We start from the raw sequence: 17050 nt of genomic DNA, 5'->3' as shown, positions 1-17050 counted from the left end.
GGGCCCGGGGGGGCCGGCGGCGGCCTCGCAGGATCCCCCGCCCGCCGGACCCCCGCCGCCCGGACCCCCGCCGCCGCCCGCTCCGCCGGCCGCGGAACTGCCCCCCTCGCCCGGGCCGCTGCTGTCGGAGCCGCTGCCCGCCGGACCCCCGCCGGCGGCGCGTGACGGCGTCCTGCGGTGGCCCTGGCGCCCGGCACGGATCGGCTGCAGCGCGGTCCAGGCGCTGCCCGGCGCGGTCCGGGTGCTGCCGGTCCTCCAGGCGCCCCCCGTGGTCCGCGAGCGGGCCCGGATCCTGCTGGCGCACGGCGACGAACTGCACCGGCGGATGGCCGAGGTCCGCTCGGCCGCCGACCCGGCGGCCCGCCCGCTCGCCGCCGGCTACGGCGCCCTCTACGCCGCCGCGGCCAGCCTGCACCTGTGGTCCGCCAACGCCGGCTCGCACGCCGCCCACCCGCTCTGGGCCGACGCCGGCTGGCTGGAGGCTGCGCTGGGCGAGCTCACCACCCGCCTGGCAGGCCACCTCGACGAACCCGCGCCGCCCGCCCCGGACGGGCGCCGCTACGGGCGGCTGCTCGACGTGGCCGCCCGGACCCGGGCGCCGCTGACCCCCTTCGGCGACGCCGACCCGGCCTGAACGATCCCCCTCTCCCACCCCCTCTCCCCACCCCACCCCACCCCACCGCGCCGTCCCCCATGGCCCGATCCGTCCAGGAGCCCCCCGATGTCCCACCGCACCAGGCCCGCCCTGCCCGGCCCCCACGAGGCGTCGCACCACTGGCTGCACGCCCGGGTCGCCCACTACCTGGGCCGCGCCACCGCCGACCTCGACCCCGGTGCCCCGCTGAGCCGCTACGGCGGCGAGTCCCGCTACGCCTTCGCCCTCTGCAGCGAGCTGCGCCTGCGGCTGGGACGCGAGGTGCACCCCTCGGTGGTCTGGAACCTGGACTCGGTGGACGCCATCGCCCGCCACCTCGACCTCGTCTGAGCACCGCCGGGCCGTACGCCGAAAGGTCCGGGCCGGCCGGGTGGACCGGGGGCGACCGCCTCCCCGTCCACCCGACCGGCCCGGACCTCGGGACCGCCGGACCTCCGCCGACCGGCTCAGCCCGCGAGCTGGTGCGGCATCAGCGTGCGCACCTCGCCGCTGAGGATCGCCTCGTAGGTGCGGACCAGCAACCGCCCCGGCTCCACGCCGAGCTCGTCGGCCAGGATGCGCCGCCCGTCGCGGTAGAGCGACATCGCCTCGGCCTGCCGCTCCGAGCGGTAGAGGGCGGTCATCAGCAGCGCCCGGAACCGCTCGCGCATCGGGTGCCGGGCGACCAGCCGGGTCAGTTCGGGCAGCAGCTGGCGGTGCCGCCCCAGGATCAACTCGACCTCGATCCACGCCTCCAGTGCCTCCAGCCGGGCCTCCTCCAGCTGCGGCCGCTCGATGTCGACCAGCCGGTCGGTGGTGTCGCCGAGCGCCTCGCCGCGCCAGAGCGCCAGCGCCGCGCGCAGCTGCTCGGCGGCGCGCTGGTAGTCACCGGAGCGCATGGTCTGCAGGCCGGCCTGCGTCTGGTGGGTGAACTCCGTGTAGTCGCAGGGGATGTCACCGGCCATCAGACGGTAGCCGGAGCGGATTCTCAACAGCGGCACCGCCGGGCCCAGCCGGCGGCGGATCCTCGAGGCGTAGGTGTGGATCTGGGCGGCGGCGGTGTTCGGCGGGGTGGCGTCCCAGAGCAGCCGGCTCAGGTGCTCGTCGGACAGTGCCCGCCCGCCGGCCAGGACCAGGGCGGCGAAGGTGGTGCGCTGCTTGGTGCCGCTGAGGCTGTCCTCCTGCTCGCCGTCCCAGATGTGGACCGGCCCGAGGATGCGGAACTCCATGTCGTCGCCTTCTCTCTCGTCGTCATCGTCGCGGGCCGGGTCGGGACGCGGCTGGTCGTCGTCTGTGGTGGTGATCCCCCGGGTCACGAGAGGGAAAATTAGGCAGGGGGTGCATCGGCGCGATATTGCTCCGTTATCGATGTCCGACCAGCCCTTTCGCCTCCCGGGCAGGTGGACGCGCGTCGTGTACCGGTGGGTAGCACCCCGATGGGAAAGGGGTGAATGTCGCCGAGAGTTGACCTGGTGGCCCGATGACGGTGGAGACGCCCAGTGGGGCTTCCCGCTACTCTGCTGTGCTGGAGCCGCCGCGATGAGTTGCGGCCTGCCTCGCGGCCAGGTCCTGCGCAACTGTTCGGACGTACATCAAGGAATGCACGTCGACATCCTGGGGGTCTCGTGAGCGGGCGGCTCGAATTCGGTGTTCTCGGACCACTGACGGTGGCGGCCGGGGGGCGCCGGATCACGGTGGGCGGAGCCCGCCAACGCACCATCCTGGCCTTGTTGTTGCTCTCGGCCGGGCGGATCGTGTCGGTGAACACGATGGTGGAGGCGGTCTGGCAGGGCGAGCCGCCAGCCACCGCCCGGACCCAGGTGGCGATCTGCATCGCGGCGCTGCGCAAGACCTTCAAGGCCGAGGGGTTCGGCGACAGCCTGATCAGCACCGTGCACCCCGGCTACCAGCTGAACCCGGCCGGGCACCGGGTGGACCTCCTGGAGTGCATCGACCTGGTGCGCGCCGCCGAGGAGTTGGCCGCCCAGCGCTGTCCGGGGCGGGCCGCTGAAACGTATGAACAGGCGCTGCGGCTGTGGCGCGGTCCGGTGCTCACCGGGGTGACCGGGCGCCGGGTGGAGGAGGAGTCGGACCGGCTGGAGGAGTGGCGGCTGGTCATCCACGACGAGGCGATCGTGCTGCAGTTGGCGCTGGGCAACCACCAGGAGCTGATCGGGCAGCTGACCCGGCTGGTGCGCGAGCACCCGCTGCGCGAGCGCACCCGGCACTCGCTGATGCTCGCGCAGTACCGCGCGGGTAGACGGGCGGAGGCCGCCGAGACCTTCCGGGAGGGCCGGCGGATCCTGATCGAGGAGCTGGGCATCGAGCCGGGCCCGGGGTTGCAGGAGCTGCACGACGCGGTCCTGCGCGACGATCCGACGCTGACCCTGGCGGTCGAGGCGCTGGCCCAGGAGGTTCCGGCGCCGGCGCCCGCCGCGGTCGCCGAGATCCAGGTCACCCCCTCCGACCTGCCGCCGAACGTGCCGGCCTTCACCGGCCGGGCCGAGGAGATCGCCCGGCTGGACGGTCTGCTGGGCGAGCGCACCGAGAGCCAGCCGCCCGCGATCGGCTTCATCACGGGCGTCGCGGGGGTGGGCAAGACGGGCCTGGCCGTGCACTGGGCGCACCGGGCGGCGGGCCGGTTCCCCGACGGCCGGCTCTTCGTGGACCTGTGCGGCCATGACGAGGTCAACGAGCCGACCGCCGCCGCCGACGTGCTGAGCCGTTTCCTGCGCTCGCTGGGGGTGCCCAGCGAGCAGATCCCGGTGGCGTTGGAGGAGCGGATCTCGCTCTACCGCAGCATGCTGGCCGAGCGGCGGGTGCTGGTGGTGCTGGACAACGTCCGTTCGGTGGCGCAGATCCGCCCGCTGCTGCCGGGCAACGGGCAGTGCTGCGTGGTGGTCACCAGCCGCGACCCGATGGAGCAGCTGATCCTGCGCTACGGCGCGGTGCGGGTCCAACTTGGCGTGCTGCCACGGGCGGAGGCGATCGAGCTGCTGGCCAGGATCGTGCCGGCCGAGCGGATCGCGGCGGATCCCGGGCAGTCCGCCAGGCTCAGCGAGCTGTGCGACCGGCTGCCGCTGGCACTGCGGATAGCCGCCGCCAGGCTGGCCTCCAAGCCGCACTGGACGGTGCGTCACCTGGTGGGACGCCTGGCGGACGAGCGGCGCCGGCTGGACGAGTTGAGCCAGGGCGAGGCCCAGGTGCGGGCCGGCTTCGCGCTCAGCTACCGCTACCTGGCGAGCGAGGCGGCCCGGCTGTACCGTCGCCTGGCCCTGCTGCCGGTGCCCGACTTCACCACCTGGGTGGGCGCGGCCCTGCTGGACTGCGACCTGTTCGAGGCCGAGCGGCTCATGGAGCACCTGGTCGACGTGCAGCTGCTGGAGGTGGTCGGCTCGGACGTCACCGGCCAGCTGCGCTACCGGTTCCAGAACCTGCTGCGGCTCTTCGGGCGCGAACGGGCCCAGCAGGAGGAGAGCGAGGCGGAGTTGGTGGCCGCCCGCGACCGGGCCTTCCGCGGCTGGCTGACCCTGGCCGAGCAGGCCCACCGGCGCGAGTCCGGCGGCGACTACGCGATCCTGCACGGCAGCACCGCCCGCTACCCCGTCGACCCCGGCCTGCTGGACGACCTGCTGGCCTGCCCGCTCGACTGGTACGAGGCCGAACGGCTCTGCCTGGTCGCGGTCATCGAGCAGGCCGCCCGGCTCGGCCTGGACGAGCTGGCCTGGGACCTGACCGGCTCGGTGCTGGTCCTCTTCGACATCCGCAACTACCTGGAGGACTGGCAGTTCTGCTGCGAACGGGCCCTGGCCGCCGCGCAGGAGGCGGGCAACCGGCGCGGCGCGGCCTTCATGCTCACCGAACTCGGCGGCACCCGGCTGCGCACGGTCCGCCTCGACGAGGCGGCGACCTACCTGGGCACCGCGCTGGAACTCTTCGAGCAGGTCGGCGAGGAACACGGTCGGGCCCTGACCCTGCGGCACATCGCGGTGATGGAACGCCTGCGCGGCGACCTCGGCGCGGCCGGCGAGCGGCTGCGGGAGGCCGCCGAGATCTTCCAACGCGTCGGCGACGCCTCCTCGCAGGCCCACGCGCTGGGCTACCTGGCGCAGAACGCGCTGGACCTCGACGAGGTCGACGAGGCGGTCCGCCTGGGCCTGGCGGCCGTCCGCGTCGCCCGCGGCACCGGTGAGAGCCGCTGCGCCGCGCAGTCCCTCTACCGCCTCGCCCGGGCGTACGCGATCCAGGGCAGCCTCAGCGCGGCCGAGGGCGCCTTCCTGGAGGTGGAGCGGATCGTGCGGGCCAAGGGCGACCTGCTGGGCGCCGCCTACAGCCTGTTGGGCCTGGGGGAGACCCGGGCGGGCCTGGGCCGGGCCGGTGAGGCGGAGGGCGACCTGCTGGCCGCGCTGGAGATCGTGCGGCGGATCGACAGCCCGCTCGCGGAGGGTCGGGTGCAGCTGGCGCTCGGCCAACTGCAGCGCCGGCTGGGGCGGATCGAGGCGGCCCGGCGCCACCTGTGCCAGGCCCGTGAGCTGTTCGCGCGGATCGACTCGCCGCCCTCGCGCCAGCGCGTCGAGCAGGCGCTGGCCGAGCTCGAACCGGCGCGCCCGGCCGCCGACCGCCCGGTGGGTGCCTGAAACCGTGCAGGGGCGCCGACGGGCAGCGGCGATTGCCTGAAAGGGCCGAACTCCCGGCAGACGTACGGGCGATGTATACGTTTTCCGTAGGACCCGCTCGTAGGGTGGGCCGAGCGCGGGGGCCGGGCCCGGCCCGGCGCCGCCGATGTCCCCTTCAGAGCTGCGGAGTTGCCCATGTCCTCGGTCGAGACGTCCACCCCCGGCGCGGTGCCCCCCTTCGCCGTGGTGCCCGGTGCCCAGGTCCACGAGGTGCTGGCCGGCCGGGAGAAGGAGGTCGTGGAGATCGTCGAGCAGGCCTACCGGATCCACGGCGAGGGCGCGACGGTCAACCCGCCCTCGTACTTCCTGCGCTTCCCCGACCGGCCCAGCTCGCGGATCATCGCGCTGCCCGCCTCGATCGGCGGCGAGGTGCGGGTGGACGGGCTGAAGTGGATCTCCAGCTTCCCGCAGAACGTGGAAGCGGGCATCCCGCGGGCCTCGGCCGTGCTGATCCTCAACGACCACGCCACCGGCTACCCGCTGGCCTGCCTGGAGAGCTCCATCATCAGCGCGGCCCGCACCGCCGCCTCCGCCGCGCTGGCGGCCGCCCGGATCGCGGACGCCCGCGAGGGGGTCGCCCGGCCGCGCCGGGTGGGCTTCGTGGGCCTGGGCCTGATCGCCCGCTACCTGCACACCTACCTGGTGGGCACCGGCTGGGAGTTCGAGCAGACCGGCGTCTTCGACCTGTCCGCCGAGCACGCCGCGGGCTTCGCCGGCTACCTCGAGCAGCGTGCCGACAGCGGCGAGGTCACCGTGCACGAGAGCGTCGAGTCGCTGATCGGCGCCAGCGACCTGGTGGTCTTCGCCACCATCGCCGGCACCCCGCACGTGCACGACCCGGCGCTCTTCGCCCACAACCCGCTGGTGCTGCACGTCTCGCTGCGCGACCTGGCCCCCGAGGTGGTGCTGGCGGCCACCAACGTCGTCGACGACGTGGAGCACTGCCTGAAGGCCGACACCTCCCTGCACCTGGCCGAACAGCGCCTGGGACACCGGGAGTTCGTCGACGGCACGCTCTACGACGTGCTGACCGGCGCGCTCGCGGTGCCGGCCGACCGGCCGGTGGTCTTCTCGCCGTTCGGCCTGGGCGTGCTGGACCTCGCGGTGGGCAAGCACGTCTACGACACCGTTCGTGCCCAGGGCCGCCTCGCCGTGGTGCCGGACTTCTTCCACGAGCTGCGCCGGCACGGCTGAGCGGGCCCGCCCGGGCCGCCGCGCGGGGATAACACCGCTGGTCGCAGCCTTAAAGGAAGCGATAAGGAATCGAAGCCGCCGCTACCTACGGTCGTCCATGTCAGCAGGGACCGCCCAGCACAGGTACGGGAAGAGGTTGCGATGAACCGCACGGGTAGCACGGTCAAGCAGCAGGTCGTCCTGGTCGCCACGGCCGTCGGTGCGCTCGGTGCGCTGCTGCTGCTCGGAGCCGACGCCGCCCAGTCGGCCGCCCCCGCCCAGCGCGCCGCCGTCACGGTCGCCGACCCGACCGTGGGCCCGCTCCCGCTGCCGGGTCCCACCGGCGTCGCCACCCCGGCCACCGAGGAGTGGCACTGAGCCCTGCGGCGAGCCCGCCCGCGGGTGGGTCAGCGCCCGTCGTCGGGCCGCCCGCCGCGGCGGGCGCGGGCCCGCAGCAGGCGGTGCACGGTGAGCGCGCCGGCGACCCCGCCGGCCACCGCGAGGGCGCGCCCGGCCGACTCCAGGTCCGGGCCCAGCGGTACCACCCGGGACAGCGCCGCCACCGCGACCCAGACCAGCAGCGTGGTCACCAGGCCCGCACAGAGGCCGGCGAAGACCTCGAGGTCACTTCCACGCTGCGCCATGGCGCTCCTTCCGGCCGCCCCACCCCGCTGACGCCACGTCAGCGCAGCTCCAGTGTGCGGGTGGGTCGCCCCCGCCAGGGGGAGGCGGCGCGCGCCCCGTGCCTCTCCGCACGAGAAGTCGACCGGCCGCGGCCGGGCAGGCCGACAGCCCGGGTCCCCCACTTCGGCCCCGGGCTGTCGGTACTACGGGTTACGGATCAGAACGGGATTCAGTTCACCGGGCGGACCCGGATCCAGGTCTCCAGGTAGTTGGAGCTCTCGTTCTCGATCTCGATGCTGGTGCCCGTGTCCGGCACGATCACGCTGTCGTAGGGGTCGGACGCGTCCCAGTACGACCGCTCGTGGTCGTTGAACTCGTCCACGCCCTTGCTGCGCGGGACCGTGGTCAGCACGTCGGCCTTGTGGACCTGCAGGCCGGGAGTGCGGCGCGAGCCGAAGGTGGAGTCGTAGCCCTGCATGCGCGGACGCATCAGGGTGCCGTCGGCCCACTTCAGCGGGGTCGGGTGCGAGTCGATCGGCAGGACCAGGCCGTGGCCCGGGTGCGCGGTGACGTTGTTGTCGCTCTGCGAGGTGTCCCAGTACCAGAGCAGCAGGCCGGGCTGGTAGGCGTAGTGCTCGACCCAGGCCGGCTTGGCGGCCGAACCGAAGTTGTACGGGCCGGTCTGCAGGGTGGCGTCGAACGAGATCGGCTGGCGGTTCTCGGCCAGGTAGTACTGCGCGTAGTCCTTGGAGAACTTGCCGTTGATCCGCGAGAAGCCGGTGGCGGCCCAGCCGTTGTCACCGTGCTCGACGTCGTCGCTGAACAGGCTCGCGCCGTCCGCCGTCACGCCGATGTTGTCCAGCGCGAGGCCGTTGTAGTGCAGGCCGCCGTCGGTGGTGTTGTGGAAGCGGATCTGGACCTTCTGGCCGGCGTAGGCGTCCAGCGGGAAGGACAGGTCGCCCCACTTGCCGCCCGACGAGCCGGTCAGACCGGCGTTGCCGGCCGGGTTGGCCGGGATCGCGGTGCCGTTGTAGGTGCCGTTCAGCACGGTCCAGTGGGCGCCGGCGTCGGTGGAGACCTCGGCGTAGCCGTAGTCGAAGTCCTGCTCCAGCTCGTACCAGGCCTTGGCGGTGAGCGTGGCGGACTTCTTGCCGGTCAGGTCGACCTCGCGGGCGAGCGAGACGTTGAGGTTGTCGGCCGCACCGCTCCACCACTCACCGGTGCCCGCGAACGGGGTGTTGATGTCGGTGGTGAGGGTCTTCTTCGGCAGCGTGACCACCAGGCCCTGCGGCAGGTGGGTGTTGAACTCGACCGGGCCGATGTGGTGCGTGGACTCGGTCCCCGCGGTGGCCTTGTCGTAGTTCAGCCAGCCGAGCTGGAGCTTGCTCCAGACGTCCAGGTCGTTCGGCATGTCGCCGATCGCGTTCTTGCCGGTGCCCAGCCAGGAACCCGAGGACATCAGCGACCAGAAGCCGACCGAGTTGTCGGCCGGACCCTGGGTGTCGTAGAGGTCCGGCAGGCCCAGGTCGTGGCCGTACTCGTGGGCGAAGACGCCCAGGCCGCCGTTCTCCGGCTGCATGGTGTAGTCGCCGACCCAGATGCCCGTGTTGCCGATCTGGGTGCCGCCGAGCTTGTTGTTGTCCGGACCGGCCTGGCCGGCCAGCGTGCCGTAGACGTAGCTGCGGTGCGCCCACAGGGCGTTGCTGCCCTGGGCGCCGCCACCGGCCGACTCGTCCTCACCGGCGTGCACGATCTGGAAGTGGTCGATGTAACCGTCGGGCTCGTTGAAGTTGCCGTCGTGGTTGTAGTCGTAGCGGTCCCACTGGTCGTACTGGGCGAGCGTCGCCTTGATGTCCGCGTCCGAGACGCCCTTGGCCTTCTGGTCCGCGGTCCAGGCGGCGAGCCCGTCGCGGATCAGGTCCTGGGCGTTGTTGCAGATCTTCGAGCCGCAGTAGTTGGACCCGTAGCGGGCCTCGTTCCACGGGACCCGGACCCAGTCGCTGACCTGGCCGTCGACCGAGTAGCGGCCCGAGGACTGCTTCTCGTAGAAGGTCTTCAGCGAGGGCTGGTCCTTGTTGAAGTACAGGTCCTGGTAGTGCTGCTGGTTGTAGTCGGCCTGCCAGGCGGTGTTGTTGTTGACCGTGCGGTCCGGCGCGGCGATCTGGTTGTGCGCCGGGCCGGGGGTGCCGCCGTACTTCAGCGAACCGTCGGGCATCTTGGTGGTGTTGTCCACCTGGTCGCCGAAGTCCACCAGGATGGTGAAGATCTTGTCGGTCCGCTGGCGGGCCAGCTCGACGTACTTGTCCTTGCCGAGCTTGATGCTGCTGCTGCCGCCGTGCTGCTCGACGTTGGCGGTGCCGGCCAGCAGCTGCTCGGTGGCGGCCTTCTGCTCGGCGTTCACCTTGTCGGTGAGCGGGCCGGGCAGGTCGTGGTCCACCTGGGTGGCCGGGTCGACGGTGGCCGGCGCCCCCGCCGCGCCCGTGGCGCCGGCGGCCATCGCCGTGCCGGGCAACATACCGAGGCCGAGCGCGGCGACGAGCGCCGCGCCCACCAGGGTCGAGGTGACCTTCATGGGTGTCTTCAACGTGGTGACGTCCTCCCCGGACCGGGTGGGCTGGTGGCCCTCCCGGTGAGCAATGTGCCAAGTTGAGGACATAGTTGACCCAATAAAAGGCAAAAATGAAAGATCTTGACCATGTCCAGGCATGGCGCTAAGCTCGCCGGCTCCGCCCGGGTCACGCGGGGTCATCTCCCCTGCTGGCAGGGCCTGTTGACGAGACACCCCGGTCGAACGGCGGGGGTCGTCCGGCGGGGCCGCAGAGCGGCGGTGTGACGCAGATCACTCAGGAAAACTTAAGGATTCACGCAAGGAACACAGAAACGGCTCCGGCCCCCCGGGAGATCCCGAGGGGCCGGAGCCGTGGAGCGGGTGGTGCCGGCGGTGCGTTACTTCGTCAGGTCGGGACCGGTCGCCGCGACGGCGGCCGGGGTGTCGGCGACGGCCGACTTCTCCTCGCCGCGGAAGGTGAACTTGGCGGTCTTGCCCTCACCCTCCACACCGACGACCACGATCTGCCCGGCCCGCAGCTCGCCGAAGAGGATCTTCTCGGAGAGGTGGTCCTCGATCTCGCGCTGGATCGTGCGGCGCAGCGGACGGGCGCCCAGGATCGGGTCGTAGCCGCGCTTGGCGAGCAGCTGCTTGGCCTCGATGCTCAGCTCCAGACCCATGTCGCGGTCCTTGAGCCGGCCGTCCACCTTGTCGATCATGAGGTCGACGATCTGGATGATGTCTTCCTCGGTCAGCTGGTGGAAGACCACGATGTCGTCGACACGGTTGAGGAACTCGGGACGGAAGTGCTGCTTGAGCTCCTCGCCGACCTTCGCCTTCATCCGCTCGTAGCCGGACTGGGTGTCACCGGTGGCCGCGAAGCCCAGGTTGAAGCCCTTGGAGATGTCCCGGGTGCCGAGGTTGGTGGTCATGATGATGACCGTGTTCTTGAAGTCCACGACCCGGCCCTGGGAGTCGGTCAGCCGACCGTCCTCCAGGATCTGCAGCAGCGAGTTGAAGATGTCCGGGTGGGCCTTCTCGACCTCGTCGAAGAGGACGACCGAGAACGGCTTGCGGCGCACCTTCTCGGTGAGCTGGCCGCCCTCCTCGTACCCGACGTAGCCGGGCGGGGAGCCGAAGAGCCGCGAGACGGTGTGCTTCTCGCTGAACTCCGACATGTCGAGGGAGATCAGTGCGTCCTCGTCGCCGAAGAGGAACTCGGCCAGCGTCTTGGAGAGCTCGGTCTTACCGACGCCCGAGGGGCCGGCGAAGATGAACGAGCCACCGGGACGCTTGGGGTCCTTGAGGCCTGCACGGGTGCGCCGGATGGCCTGCGAGAGCGCCTTGATGGCGTCCTTCTGGCCGATGACGCGCTTGTGCAGCTCGTCCTCCATGCGCAGCAGCCGGGAGGACTCCTCCTCGGTCAGCTTGAAGACCGGGATGCCGGTGGCGGTGGCCAGGACCTCGGCGATGAGCTCCTCGTCCACCTCCGCCACGACGTCCATGTCGCCGGCCTTCCACTCCTTCTCGCGCTTGGCCTTCGCGTTCAGGAGCTGCTTCTCGTCGTCGCGCAGCGAGGCGGCCTTCTCGAAGTCCTGCGCGTCGATCGCGCTCTCCTTCTCGCGGCGCACGTCGGCGATCTTCTCGTCGAACTCGCGCAGGTCCGGCGGCGCGGTCATCCGGCGGATGCGCATCCGGGAGCCGGCCTCGTCGATCAGGTCGATCGCCTTGTCCGGCAGGAAGCGGTCCGAGATGTACCGGTCGGCCAGGGTGGCCGCGGCCACCAGCGCCGCGTCCGTGATGGAGACCCGGTGGTGCGCCTCGTAGCGGTCGCGCAGACCCTTGAGGATCTCGATGGTGTGCGGCAGCGAGGGCTCGGCGACCTGGATCGGCTGGAAGCGGCGCTCGAGCGCGGCGTCCTTCTCCAGGTGCTTGCGGTACTCGTCCAGCGTGGTGGCGCCGATGGTCTGCAGCTCACCACGCGCCAGCATCGGCTTCAGGATCGAGGCGGCGTCGATCGCGCCCTCGGCGGCGCCGGCGCCGACCAGGGTGTGCAGCTCGTCGATGAAGAGGATGATGTCGCCGCGGGTGCGGATCTCCTTGAGGACCTTCTTCAGGCGCTCCTCGAAGTCACCGCGGTAGCGCGAGCCGGCCACCAGCGCGCCGAGGTCGAGCGTGTAGAGCTGCTTGTCCTTGAGTGTCTCGGGGACCTCGCCCTTGACGATCGCCTGGGCCAGGCCCTCCACGACGGCGGTCTTGCCGACGCCGGGCTCGCCGATCAGCACCGGGTTGTTCTTGGTGCGGCGGGACAGCACCTGCATGACCCGCTCGATCTCCTTCTCGCGCCCGATCACCGGGTCGAGCTTGGCCTCGCGGGCGGCCTGGGTGAGGTTGCGGCCGAACTGGTCCAGGACCAGCGAGGTCGACGGGGTGCCCTCGGCGGGGCCGCCGGCCGTGGCCGACTCCTTGCCGCCGCCGGAGTAACCGGAGAGCAACTGGATGACCTGCTGGCGGACCCGGTTGAGGTCGGCGCCCAGCTTCACCAGGACCTGGGCGGCGACGCCCTCGCCCTCGCGGATCAGGCCGAGCAGGATGTGCTCGGTGCCGATGTAGTTGTGGCCGAGCTGAAGAGCCTCCCGGAGCGACAGCTCCAGGACCTTCTTCGCCCGAGGAGTGAAGGGGATGTGGCCGGACGGGGCCTGCTGCCCCTGGCCGATGATCTCCTCCACCTGCTGGCGAACCGCCTCGAGCGAAATCCCGAGGCTCTCCAGGGCCTTAGCGGCGACACCCTCACCCTCGTGGATCAGGCCCAGGAGGATGTGCTCGGTGCCGATGTAGTTGTGGTTGAGCATCCGGGCTTCTTCCTGAGCCAGGACGACAACCCGCCGCGCGCGGTCGGTGAACCTCTCGAACATCGTTAATCGCTCCTCAGAGCGGTCGGGCAGTTCGGGGACTGTCCCCGCCCTGTCCTTCCGCATGCTAGTCCCGCTCAGCGGCGCGGCCCACGGTTCTCCCTCGCGGGCGCGAGGGAATCATGCTGCGCGACCAGCCGACACCTTCCCCAACCTGATGCTGGGAGACGGTGTTCCCGCCAGTACGCCCGATGCACGTGTTGCCGCTACGCCAATGGCGAACACGCTCGGCGCCCCGACGGGGAACAGAACGCGTTCGCCTCGATTGTCGGCTTCGCGGCCCTCCTGCGGGAGGGCCCCGGAAGCTGCCACGGCCTGTCCCACCTGCATTCATACCGGAAATTGCGGCGGTTCTCGTGCAGTTTCCCCAGTGGCGTTGTTCGCCCGGGGAGAAGTCCGCCGGTCCGGGCCCGGGGTGACGGGGCCTCAGCCGGCCGCTCCACCGGGCTCCGGCGGCGGCCGGCGGCCCGGTGGGGCCAATCGGGGGCGGACACCGTGACCGGGCCGCCGTTCCAGCGTTGCACAGTCCATGAGCGTGCCGCCGTCCGTGCCCCAGCCCGCCGGTCGGCCGGCGCCGGCGTGGGAGCGGGGCGAGCCGGTGGTGGGCCCCGGTGGCCCGGCGGCGGCCCGGCCGGACCGCTGGCTGGCGCCGGGCTGCCCCTGGACGGCCCGTCCGCGCCCCGGCCGCCCCGGGGCAGGGGGTCCCGCCCCGCGGGCCGTGCCGTCACGCCCACGGGGCGCGGAGGAGGCTCCTCCGCGCCCCGTGCGGGACACCGTGCGCCGGGTGCGCCCTGCGGCGGTCGGCGGACCGCCACCGGGTCCGCGCCCGGACCCGACTCCCGCCGGGCCGCGCCTGCCGCAGGGCCCGGCCGGGGCCCGTGTCGGCGAGCGGCCGGGTCGGCCGTCGGCTCCCTAGCCGCGCCTGCCCAAAGGGCCCGGGCGGACGGTGCGTCAGGAGACGTTGGCCGCCTCGTACGCCTCGCGCACGGTGCTGGGGACCCGTCCGCGGTCGTTGACGGTGAAGCCGTTGTCCTTCGCCCACGTCCGGATCTTGGCGGTGTCCGCGCTGCCGGCGGCCGGGCGGGCGGTGCCCCGGGTGCCGGTGCGGCGCGCACTGGTGAGCCGGCCGCTCTGCTTGCGGCCCTTGTCGACGTACGGGGCGAGCAGCTCGCGCAGCTTCTCCGCGTTGTCGGACTTCAGGTCGATCTCGTAGGCAACGCCGTCGAGGGCGAACGTCACCGTCTCGTCCGCCGAACCGCCGTCGAGATCGTCTTCAAGAATGACCTGCACCCTCTGTGCCACGGGAGTCCCTTTCCTCTTAACGACCCATTGCCTTAGGGAAAGGAAACCGCCTTTTACCGGAAAACACAAACCCCGACCTCTTCGAGCCGGTCCGCCAAGGGCCCCGGTCGGATCGCCGGCAGTGCCTCTCAGAGGTGCAGCAGCATGCGTGAGTTGCCCAGGGTGTTGGGCTTCACACGCTCCAGGTCCAGGAACTCCGCCACTCCTTCGTCGTACGACCGAAGGAGTTCTTCATACACTTCCGTAGCGATGACCGCCGGGTCTGTCGTACCATCATCGGTTTCACCGATCTCGATGAAGCCGTGTTTCGCGAAGAACGCCACCTCGAACGTCAAGCAGAAAATCCGACGTACGCCGAGCCAGCGCGCGGTCTGCAGCAGCTTCTCGAGCAGCGTGTGCCCGATGCCGTGACCTCGGCAGATCGGGTCGACCGCGAGGGTGCGGACCTCGGCGAGGTCCTCCCACATCACGTGGAGCGCGCCGCACGCGACCACGCTCCCGTCGTCGTCGCGTTCGGCCACCCAGAACTCCTGCACGGATTCGAACAGGGTCACAGTCGGCTTGTCGAGCAGAATGCCGCCCCGCGAGTAGCCGTCGATGAGCCGTCGCACGGCCCGCACATCACTGGTCCGCGCCCGGCGGATGGTGACCTCCATGGGCGGGACGTTATCGCGTCGGGCCGTGCCCGGTCTCCCCGGTTCCGTTCCCCGGCGTGCGGTTCGCGTCCGACCCCTTCGGCTGCGCGCTTCCCGGCGGCGGGGCCTGCTGCGAACCCGGTCCCAGGGGCGCGGCGTCCTGCGGACCGGCCACCCGCAGGGCGTCGCGCAGAGCCGCGCGCTGATCGGTCGACATCAGTCCGAAGAAGTGCACCAGCGCCGCGGCGGGATTGTCACTGGTGGCCCAGGCGTCGTTCATCAGCGCCGCGGTGTACGCCTCGCGCGAGGAGACCGGTTCATATCGATAGGCGCGCCCGGCCCGTTCCCGGCGCAGCCAGCCCTTTCGGTACAGCTTGTCCAGCACGGTCATCACCGTGGTGTACGCGATTTCCCGTTCCGTCTGGAGATCGAGCAGCACCTCGCGCACGGTCACCGGGCGGTTCCACCGCCACACCCGGGTCATGACCGCGTTCTCCAGTTCGCCGAGCTGACGCACCATATGACCACTTTAGGGATTTTTGTCAGACAAATGCCGCAGAACCGCGGGGGAACATGCCGCGGGCCGCCCCCGGAGATCGGGGGCGGCCCACGGCGGCGGTGCTATTCGGCGGCGGCGCGCGGTGCGGGGGTGGCGGCCGCGGCGGCGCGCAGGGCCTCGGCGGCGGCGTCCTCCTTGCCCTTCTGGGCGCCGCCCTGGCTGCGGATGATCGCCCGCACCAGGAATCCGAAGCCGATCGCCATCACCATCGGCGGCACGATCGCACTGACGTACTGCATCAGGTCACTCTCCCTCGGTCTCGGAACGCCCGGTCCCGGGACGCCCGGTCTCGGACTGCGGCTCGCCATCGGCGTCCTGCTCGGCCCGCTCGGGGCGCCCGGAGTCCGGACGCACGAGCGGGAAGAGCACGGTCTCGCGGATGTTCTTGCCGGTCAGCAGCATGATCAGGCGGTCCACCCCGAGCCCGAGACCACCGGTGGGCGGCATCGCGTACTCCAGGGCGCGCAGGAAGTCCTCGTCCACCTGCATCGCCTCGACGTCGCCGCCGGCCGCCAGCAGCGACTGGGCGGTGAGGCGGGCGCGCTGCTCGACCGGGTCGATCAGCTCCGAGTAGGCGGTGCCGATCTCGGTGCCGAAGATCACCAGGTCCCACTTCTCGGCCACGCCCGGGATCGAGCGGTGCTGGCGGGTCAGCGGGGAGACCTCGGTCGGGTAGTCCCGGATGAAGGTCGGCCGGACGGCGTTCTCCTCCAGCAGGCGCTCGATCATCTCCAGGACGATCTGACCGTGGCCCCACTCCTTCTCGTAGGGCACGCCGGCCGCGTCGGCGAGCTTGCGCAGCTCCTCGACCGTGCTCTGGGGGGTGACCTCGGTGCCCAGCCGCTCGGAGATGCCGGGGTAGACGCTGACCTCGTCCCACGGGTCGGCCAGGTCGATCTCGTGCTCGACCCCGTGCGGGTCGGTGCCGCGGACCACCGTGGTGCCCAGCGCGTCGCGCGCCGCGTTGACGATGATCGCCCGGATCAGCTCGGCCTGGGTGTCGTAGTCGCCGTAGGCCTCGTAGGACTCCAGCGCGGTGAACTCCGGGTTGTGGGTCGCGTCGGCGCCCTCGTTGCGGAAGTTCCGGTTGATCTCGAAGACCTTCTCGGCGCCGCCGACCACCAGCCGCTTGAGGTAGAGCTCGGTGGCGATCCGCAGGTAGAGGTCGATGTCGTAGGCGTTGATGTGCGTGACGAACGGGCGGGCGTTGGCGCCGCCGTGGATCGGCTGCAGCATCGGGGTCTCGACCTCGAGGTAGCCGCGGCTCTCGTAGGTGTCGCGGATCGAGCGGACCACCTTGCTGCGCAGCTGCAGCATCTCCCGCGCCTGCGGGTTGACGATCAGGTCCACGTACCGCTGGCGGACCCGGGCCTCGGGGTCGGTCAGGCCCTTGTGCTTGTCCGGCAGCGGGCGCAGGCACTTGGCGGTGAGCGCCCAGCTGTCGACCATGACGCTCAGCTCGCCGCGCTTGGAGGTGATCACCTCGCCCTCCACGCCGACCTGGTCGCCGAGGTCGATGTCGGTCTTCCAGGAGGCCAGCCGCTCCGGGCCGAGCCGGTCCAGCGAGAGCATCACCTGGAGGTCGCCGGAGCCGTCGCGCAGGGTGGCGAAGCAGAGCTTCCCGCCGGTCCGGGCCAGGATCACCCGGCCGGTGACGCCGACCCGCTCGCCGGTGGCGGTGTCCGCCTCCAGGTCGGGGTGCTTGGCCCGCAGGTCCGCGATGGTGGTGGTCCGCGGGAAGCCGACCGGGTACGGGTCGACACCGGCCGCCCGCAGCCGGTCGAGCTTCTCGCGCCGGACGCGCATCTGCTCGGGAAGGTCGTCGGTCGCGGGGATGCTGCTCTGATCGCTCACCTCACCAGGGTAGCGACCGTAGGGCGGTGCCCCGCCGCCGGCCGGGGCCGGTGGCGGGGCGTGGGGTGTGGGGTGTGCGGTGGGTCGGACTACCGCTGGGCGGTGGCCCGGCGGCGCCGGGTGGCGAAGGCGA

At 71.7% G+C, this 17050-nt stretch carries 12 protein-coding genes and 2 pseudogenes; 5 read left to right on the top strand and 9 right to left on the bottom strand.

Annotation, left to right across the window (positions count from 1 at the left end):
• Both ABD323_RS05030 and ABD323_RS05025 read left to right on the top strand, forming a co-directional pair.
• Window positions 1-634 (top strand): annotated as a pseudogene (locus tag ABD323_RS05030) (hypothetical protein); the annotation flags it as partial.
• An 87-nt stretch (window positions 635-721) separates the two neighbouring features.
• A complete protein-coding gene (locus ABD323_RS05025; RefSeq protein WP_344439632.1) occupies window positions 722-985 on the top strand; it encodes an acyl carrier protein in 264 nt (87 codons plus the stop codon).
• A gap of 116 nt (window positions 986-1101) precedes the next feature.
• Here ABD323_RS05025 and ABD323_RS05020 read toward each other — a convergent pair whose 3' ends face one another.
• Complete coding sequence (locus ABD323_RS05020) at window positions 1102-1950, bottom strand: AfsR/SARP family transcriptional regulator (protein WP_344439630.1); 849 nt, start codon at window positions 1948-1950, stop codon at window positions 1102-1104.
• Window positions 1951-2259: 309 nt separating this feature from the next.
• Here ABD323_RS05020 and ABD323_RS05015 point away from each other — a divergent pair, with 309 nt between their 5' ends.
• The 3 genes from ABD323_RS05015 (at window position 2260) to ABD323_RS05005 (ending at window position 6861) form a co-directional block, all read left to right on the top strand.
• Entirely contained in the window at window positions 2260-5271 is a 3012-nt protein-coding gene (locus tag ABD323_RS05015) for an AfsR/SARP family transcriptional regulator (RefSeq protein ID WP_344439628.1), read from the top strand.
• A gap of 174 nt (window positions 5272-5445) precedes the next feature.
• Window positions 5446-6504 carry a 2,3-diaminopropionate biosynthesis protein SbnB gene (sbnB, locus tag ABD323_RS05010; protein ID WP_344439626.1) on the top strand — a complete coding sequence of 353 codons (1059 nt, stop codon included), beginning with the start codon at window positions 5446-5448 and terminating at the stop codon, window positions 6502-6504.
• A gap of 141 nt (window positions 6505-6645) precedes the next feature.
• Complete coding sequence (locus ABD323_RS05005) at window positions 6646-6861, top strand: hypothetical protein (RefSeq protein ID WP_344439624.1); 216 nt, start codon at window positions 6646-6648, stop codon at window positions 6859-6861.
• Window positions 6862-6890: 29 nt separating this feature from the next.
• Here the strand turns inward: ABD323_RS05005 and ABD323_RS05000 are convergent, their stop codons facing one another.
• The 8 genes and pseudogenes from ABD323_RS05000 to lysX form a co-directional block, all read right to left on the bottom strand.
• Window positions 6891-7127, bottom strand: coding sequence for a hypothetical protein (locus tag ABD323_RS05000; RefSeq protein ID WP_344439622.1), 237 nt, complete (start codon window positions 7125-7127; stop codon window positions 6891-6893).
• Window positions 7128-7336: 209 nt separating this feature from the next.
• Window positions 7337-9679 carry an immune inhibitor A domain-containing protein gene (locus tag ABD323_RS04995; protein ID WP_425555864.1) on the bottom strand — a complete coding sequence of 781 codons (2343 nt, stop codon included), beginning with the start codon at window positions 9677-9679 and terminating at the stop codon, window positions 7337-7339.
• A 374-nt stretch (window positions 9680-10053) separates the two neighbouring features.
• Window positions 10054-12570 carry an ATP-dependent Clp protease ATP-binding subunit gene (locus ABD323_RS04990; protein ID WP_344439621.1) on the bottom strand — a complete coding sequence of 839 codons (2517 nt, stop codon included), beginning with the start codon at window positions 12568-12570 and terminating at the stop codon, window positions 10054-10056.
• A 948-nt stretch (window positions 12571-13518) separates the two neighbouring features.
• On the bottom strand, window positions 13519-13869 hold the full coding sequence (locus tag ABD323_RS04985; protein ID WP_344439619.1) for a histone-like nucleoid-structuring protein Lsr2: 351 nt from the start codon (window positions 13867-13869) through the stop codon (window positions 13519-13521).
• A gap of 128 nt (window positions 13870-13997) precedes the next feature.
• Window positions 13998-14525, bottom strand: coding sequence for an amino-acid N-acetyltransferase (locus ABD323_RS04980; protein ID WP_344439617.1), 528 nt, complete (start codon window positions 14523-14525; stop codon window positions 13998-14000).
• Between the two features lie 10 nt (window positions 14526-14535).
• A complete protein-coding gene (locus ABD323_RS04975; RefSeq protein ID WP_344439615.1) occupies window positions 14536-15024 on the bottom strand; it encodes a BlaI/MecI/CopY family transcriptional regulator in 489 nt (162 codons plus the stop codon).
• Between the two features lie 101 nt (window positions 15025-15125).
• Window positions 15126-15302, bottom strand: coding sequence for a hypothetical protein (locus tag ABD323_RS04970; protein ID WP_344439613.1), 177 nt, complete (start codon window positions 15300-15302; stop codon window positions 15126-15128).
• A 4-nt stretch (window positions 15303-15306) separates the two neighbouring features.
• A pseudogene (gene lysX / locus ABD323_RS04965) lies at window positions 15307-16902 on the bottom strand (bifunctional lysylphosphatidylglycerol synthetase/lysine--tRNA ligase LysX); the annotation flags it as partial.
• Between the last annotated feature and the right edge of the window lie 148 nt (window positions 16903-17050).

The organism is Kitasatospora nipponensis, assembly GCF_039528135.1.
Taxonomy (GTDB): Bacteria; Actinomycetota; Actinomycetes; order Streptomycetales; family Streptomycetaceae; genus Kitasatospora; species Kitasatospora nipponensis.
This window is presented reverse-complemented; position numbering and strand designations above follow the sequence as displayed.

Excerpts from the sequence above, each read along its gene's own strand:
- ABD323_RS05025 (WP_344439632.1), top strand. The coding sequence starts at position 722 with ATGTCCCACCGCACCAGGCCCGCCCTGCCCGGCCCCCACGAGGCGTCG.
- sbnB (WP_344439626.1), top strand. The coding sequence starts at position 5,446 with ATGTCCTCGGTCGAGACGTCCACCCCCGGCGCGGTGCCCCCCTTCGCC.
- ABD323_RS05005 (WP_344439624.1), top strand. The coding sequence starts at position 6,646 with ATGAACCGCACGGGTAGCACGGTCAAGCAGCAGGTCGTCCTGGTCGCC.
- ABD323_RS05000 (WP_344439622.1), bottom strand. The coding sequence starts at position 7,127 with ATGGCGCAGCGTGGAAGTGACCTCGAGGTCTTCGCCGGCCTCTGTGCG.
- ABD323_RS04995 (WP_425555864.1), bottom strand. The coding sequence starts at position 9,679 with ATGAAGGTCACCTCGACCCTGGTGGGCGCGGCGCTCGTCGCCGCGCTC.
- ABD323_RS04990 (WP_344439621.1), bottom strand. The coding sequence starts at position 12,570 with ATGTTCGAGAGGTTCACCGACCGCGCGCGGCGGGTTGTCGTCCTGGCT.
- ABD323_RS04980 (WP_344439617.1), bottom strand. The coding sequence starts at position 14,525 with ATGGAGGTCACCATCCGCCGGGCGCGGACCAGTGATGTGCGGGCCGTG.
- ABD323_RS04975 (WP_344439615.1), bottom strand. The coding sequence starts at position 15,024 with ATGGTGCGTCAGCTCGGCGAACTGGAGAACGCGGTCATGACCCGGGTG.
- ABD323_RS04970 (WP_344439613.1), bottom strand. The coding sequence starts at position 15,302 with ATGCAGTACGTCAGTGCGATCGTGCCGCCGATGGTGATGGCGATCGGC.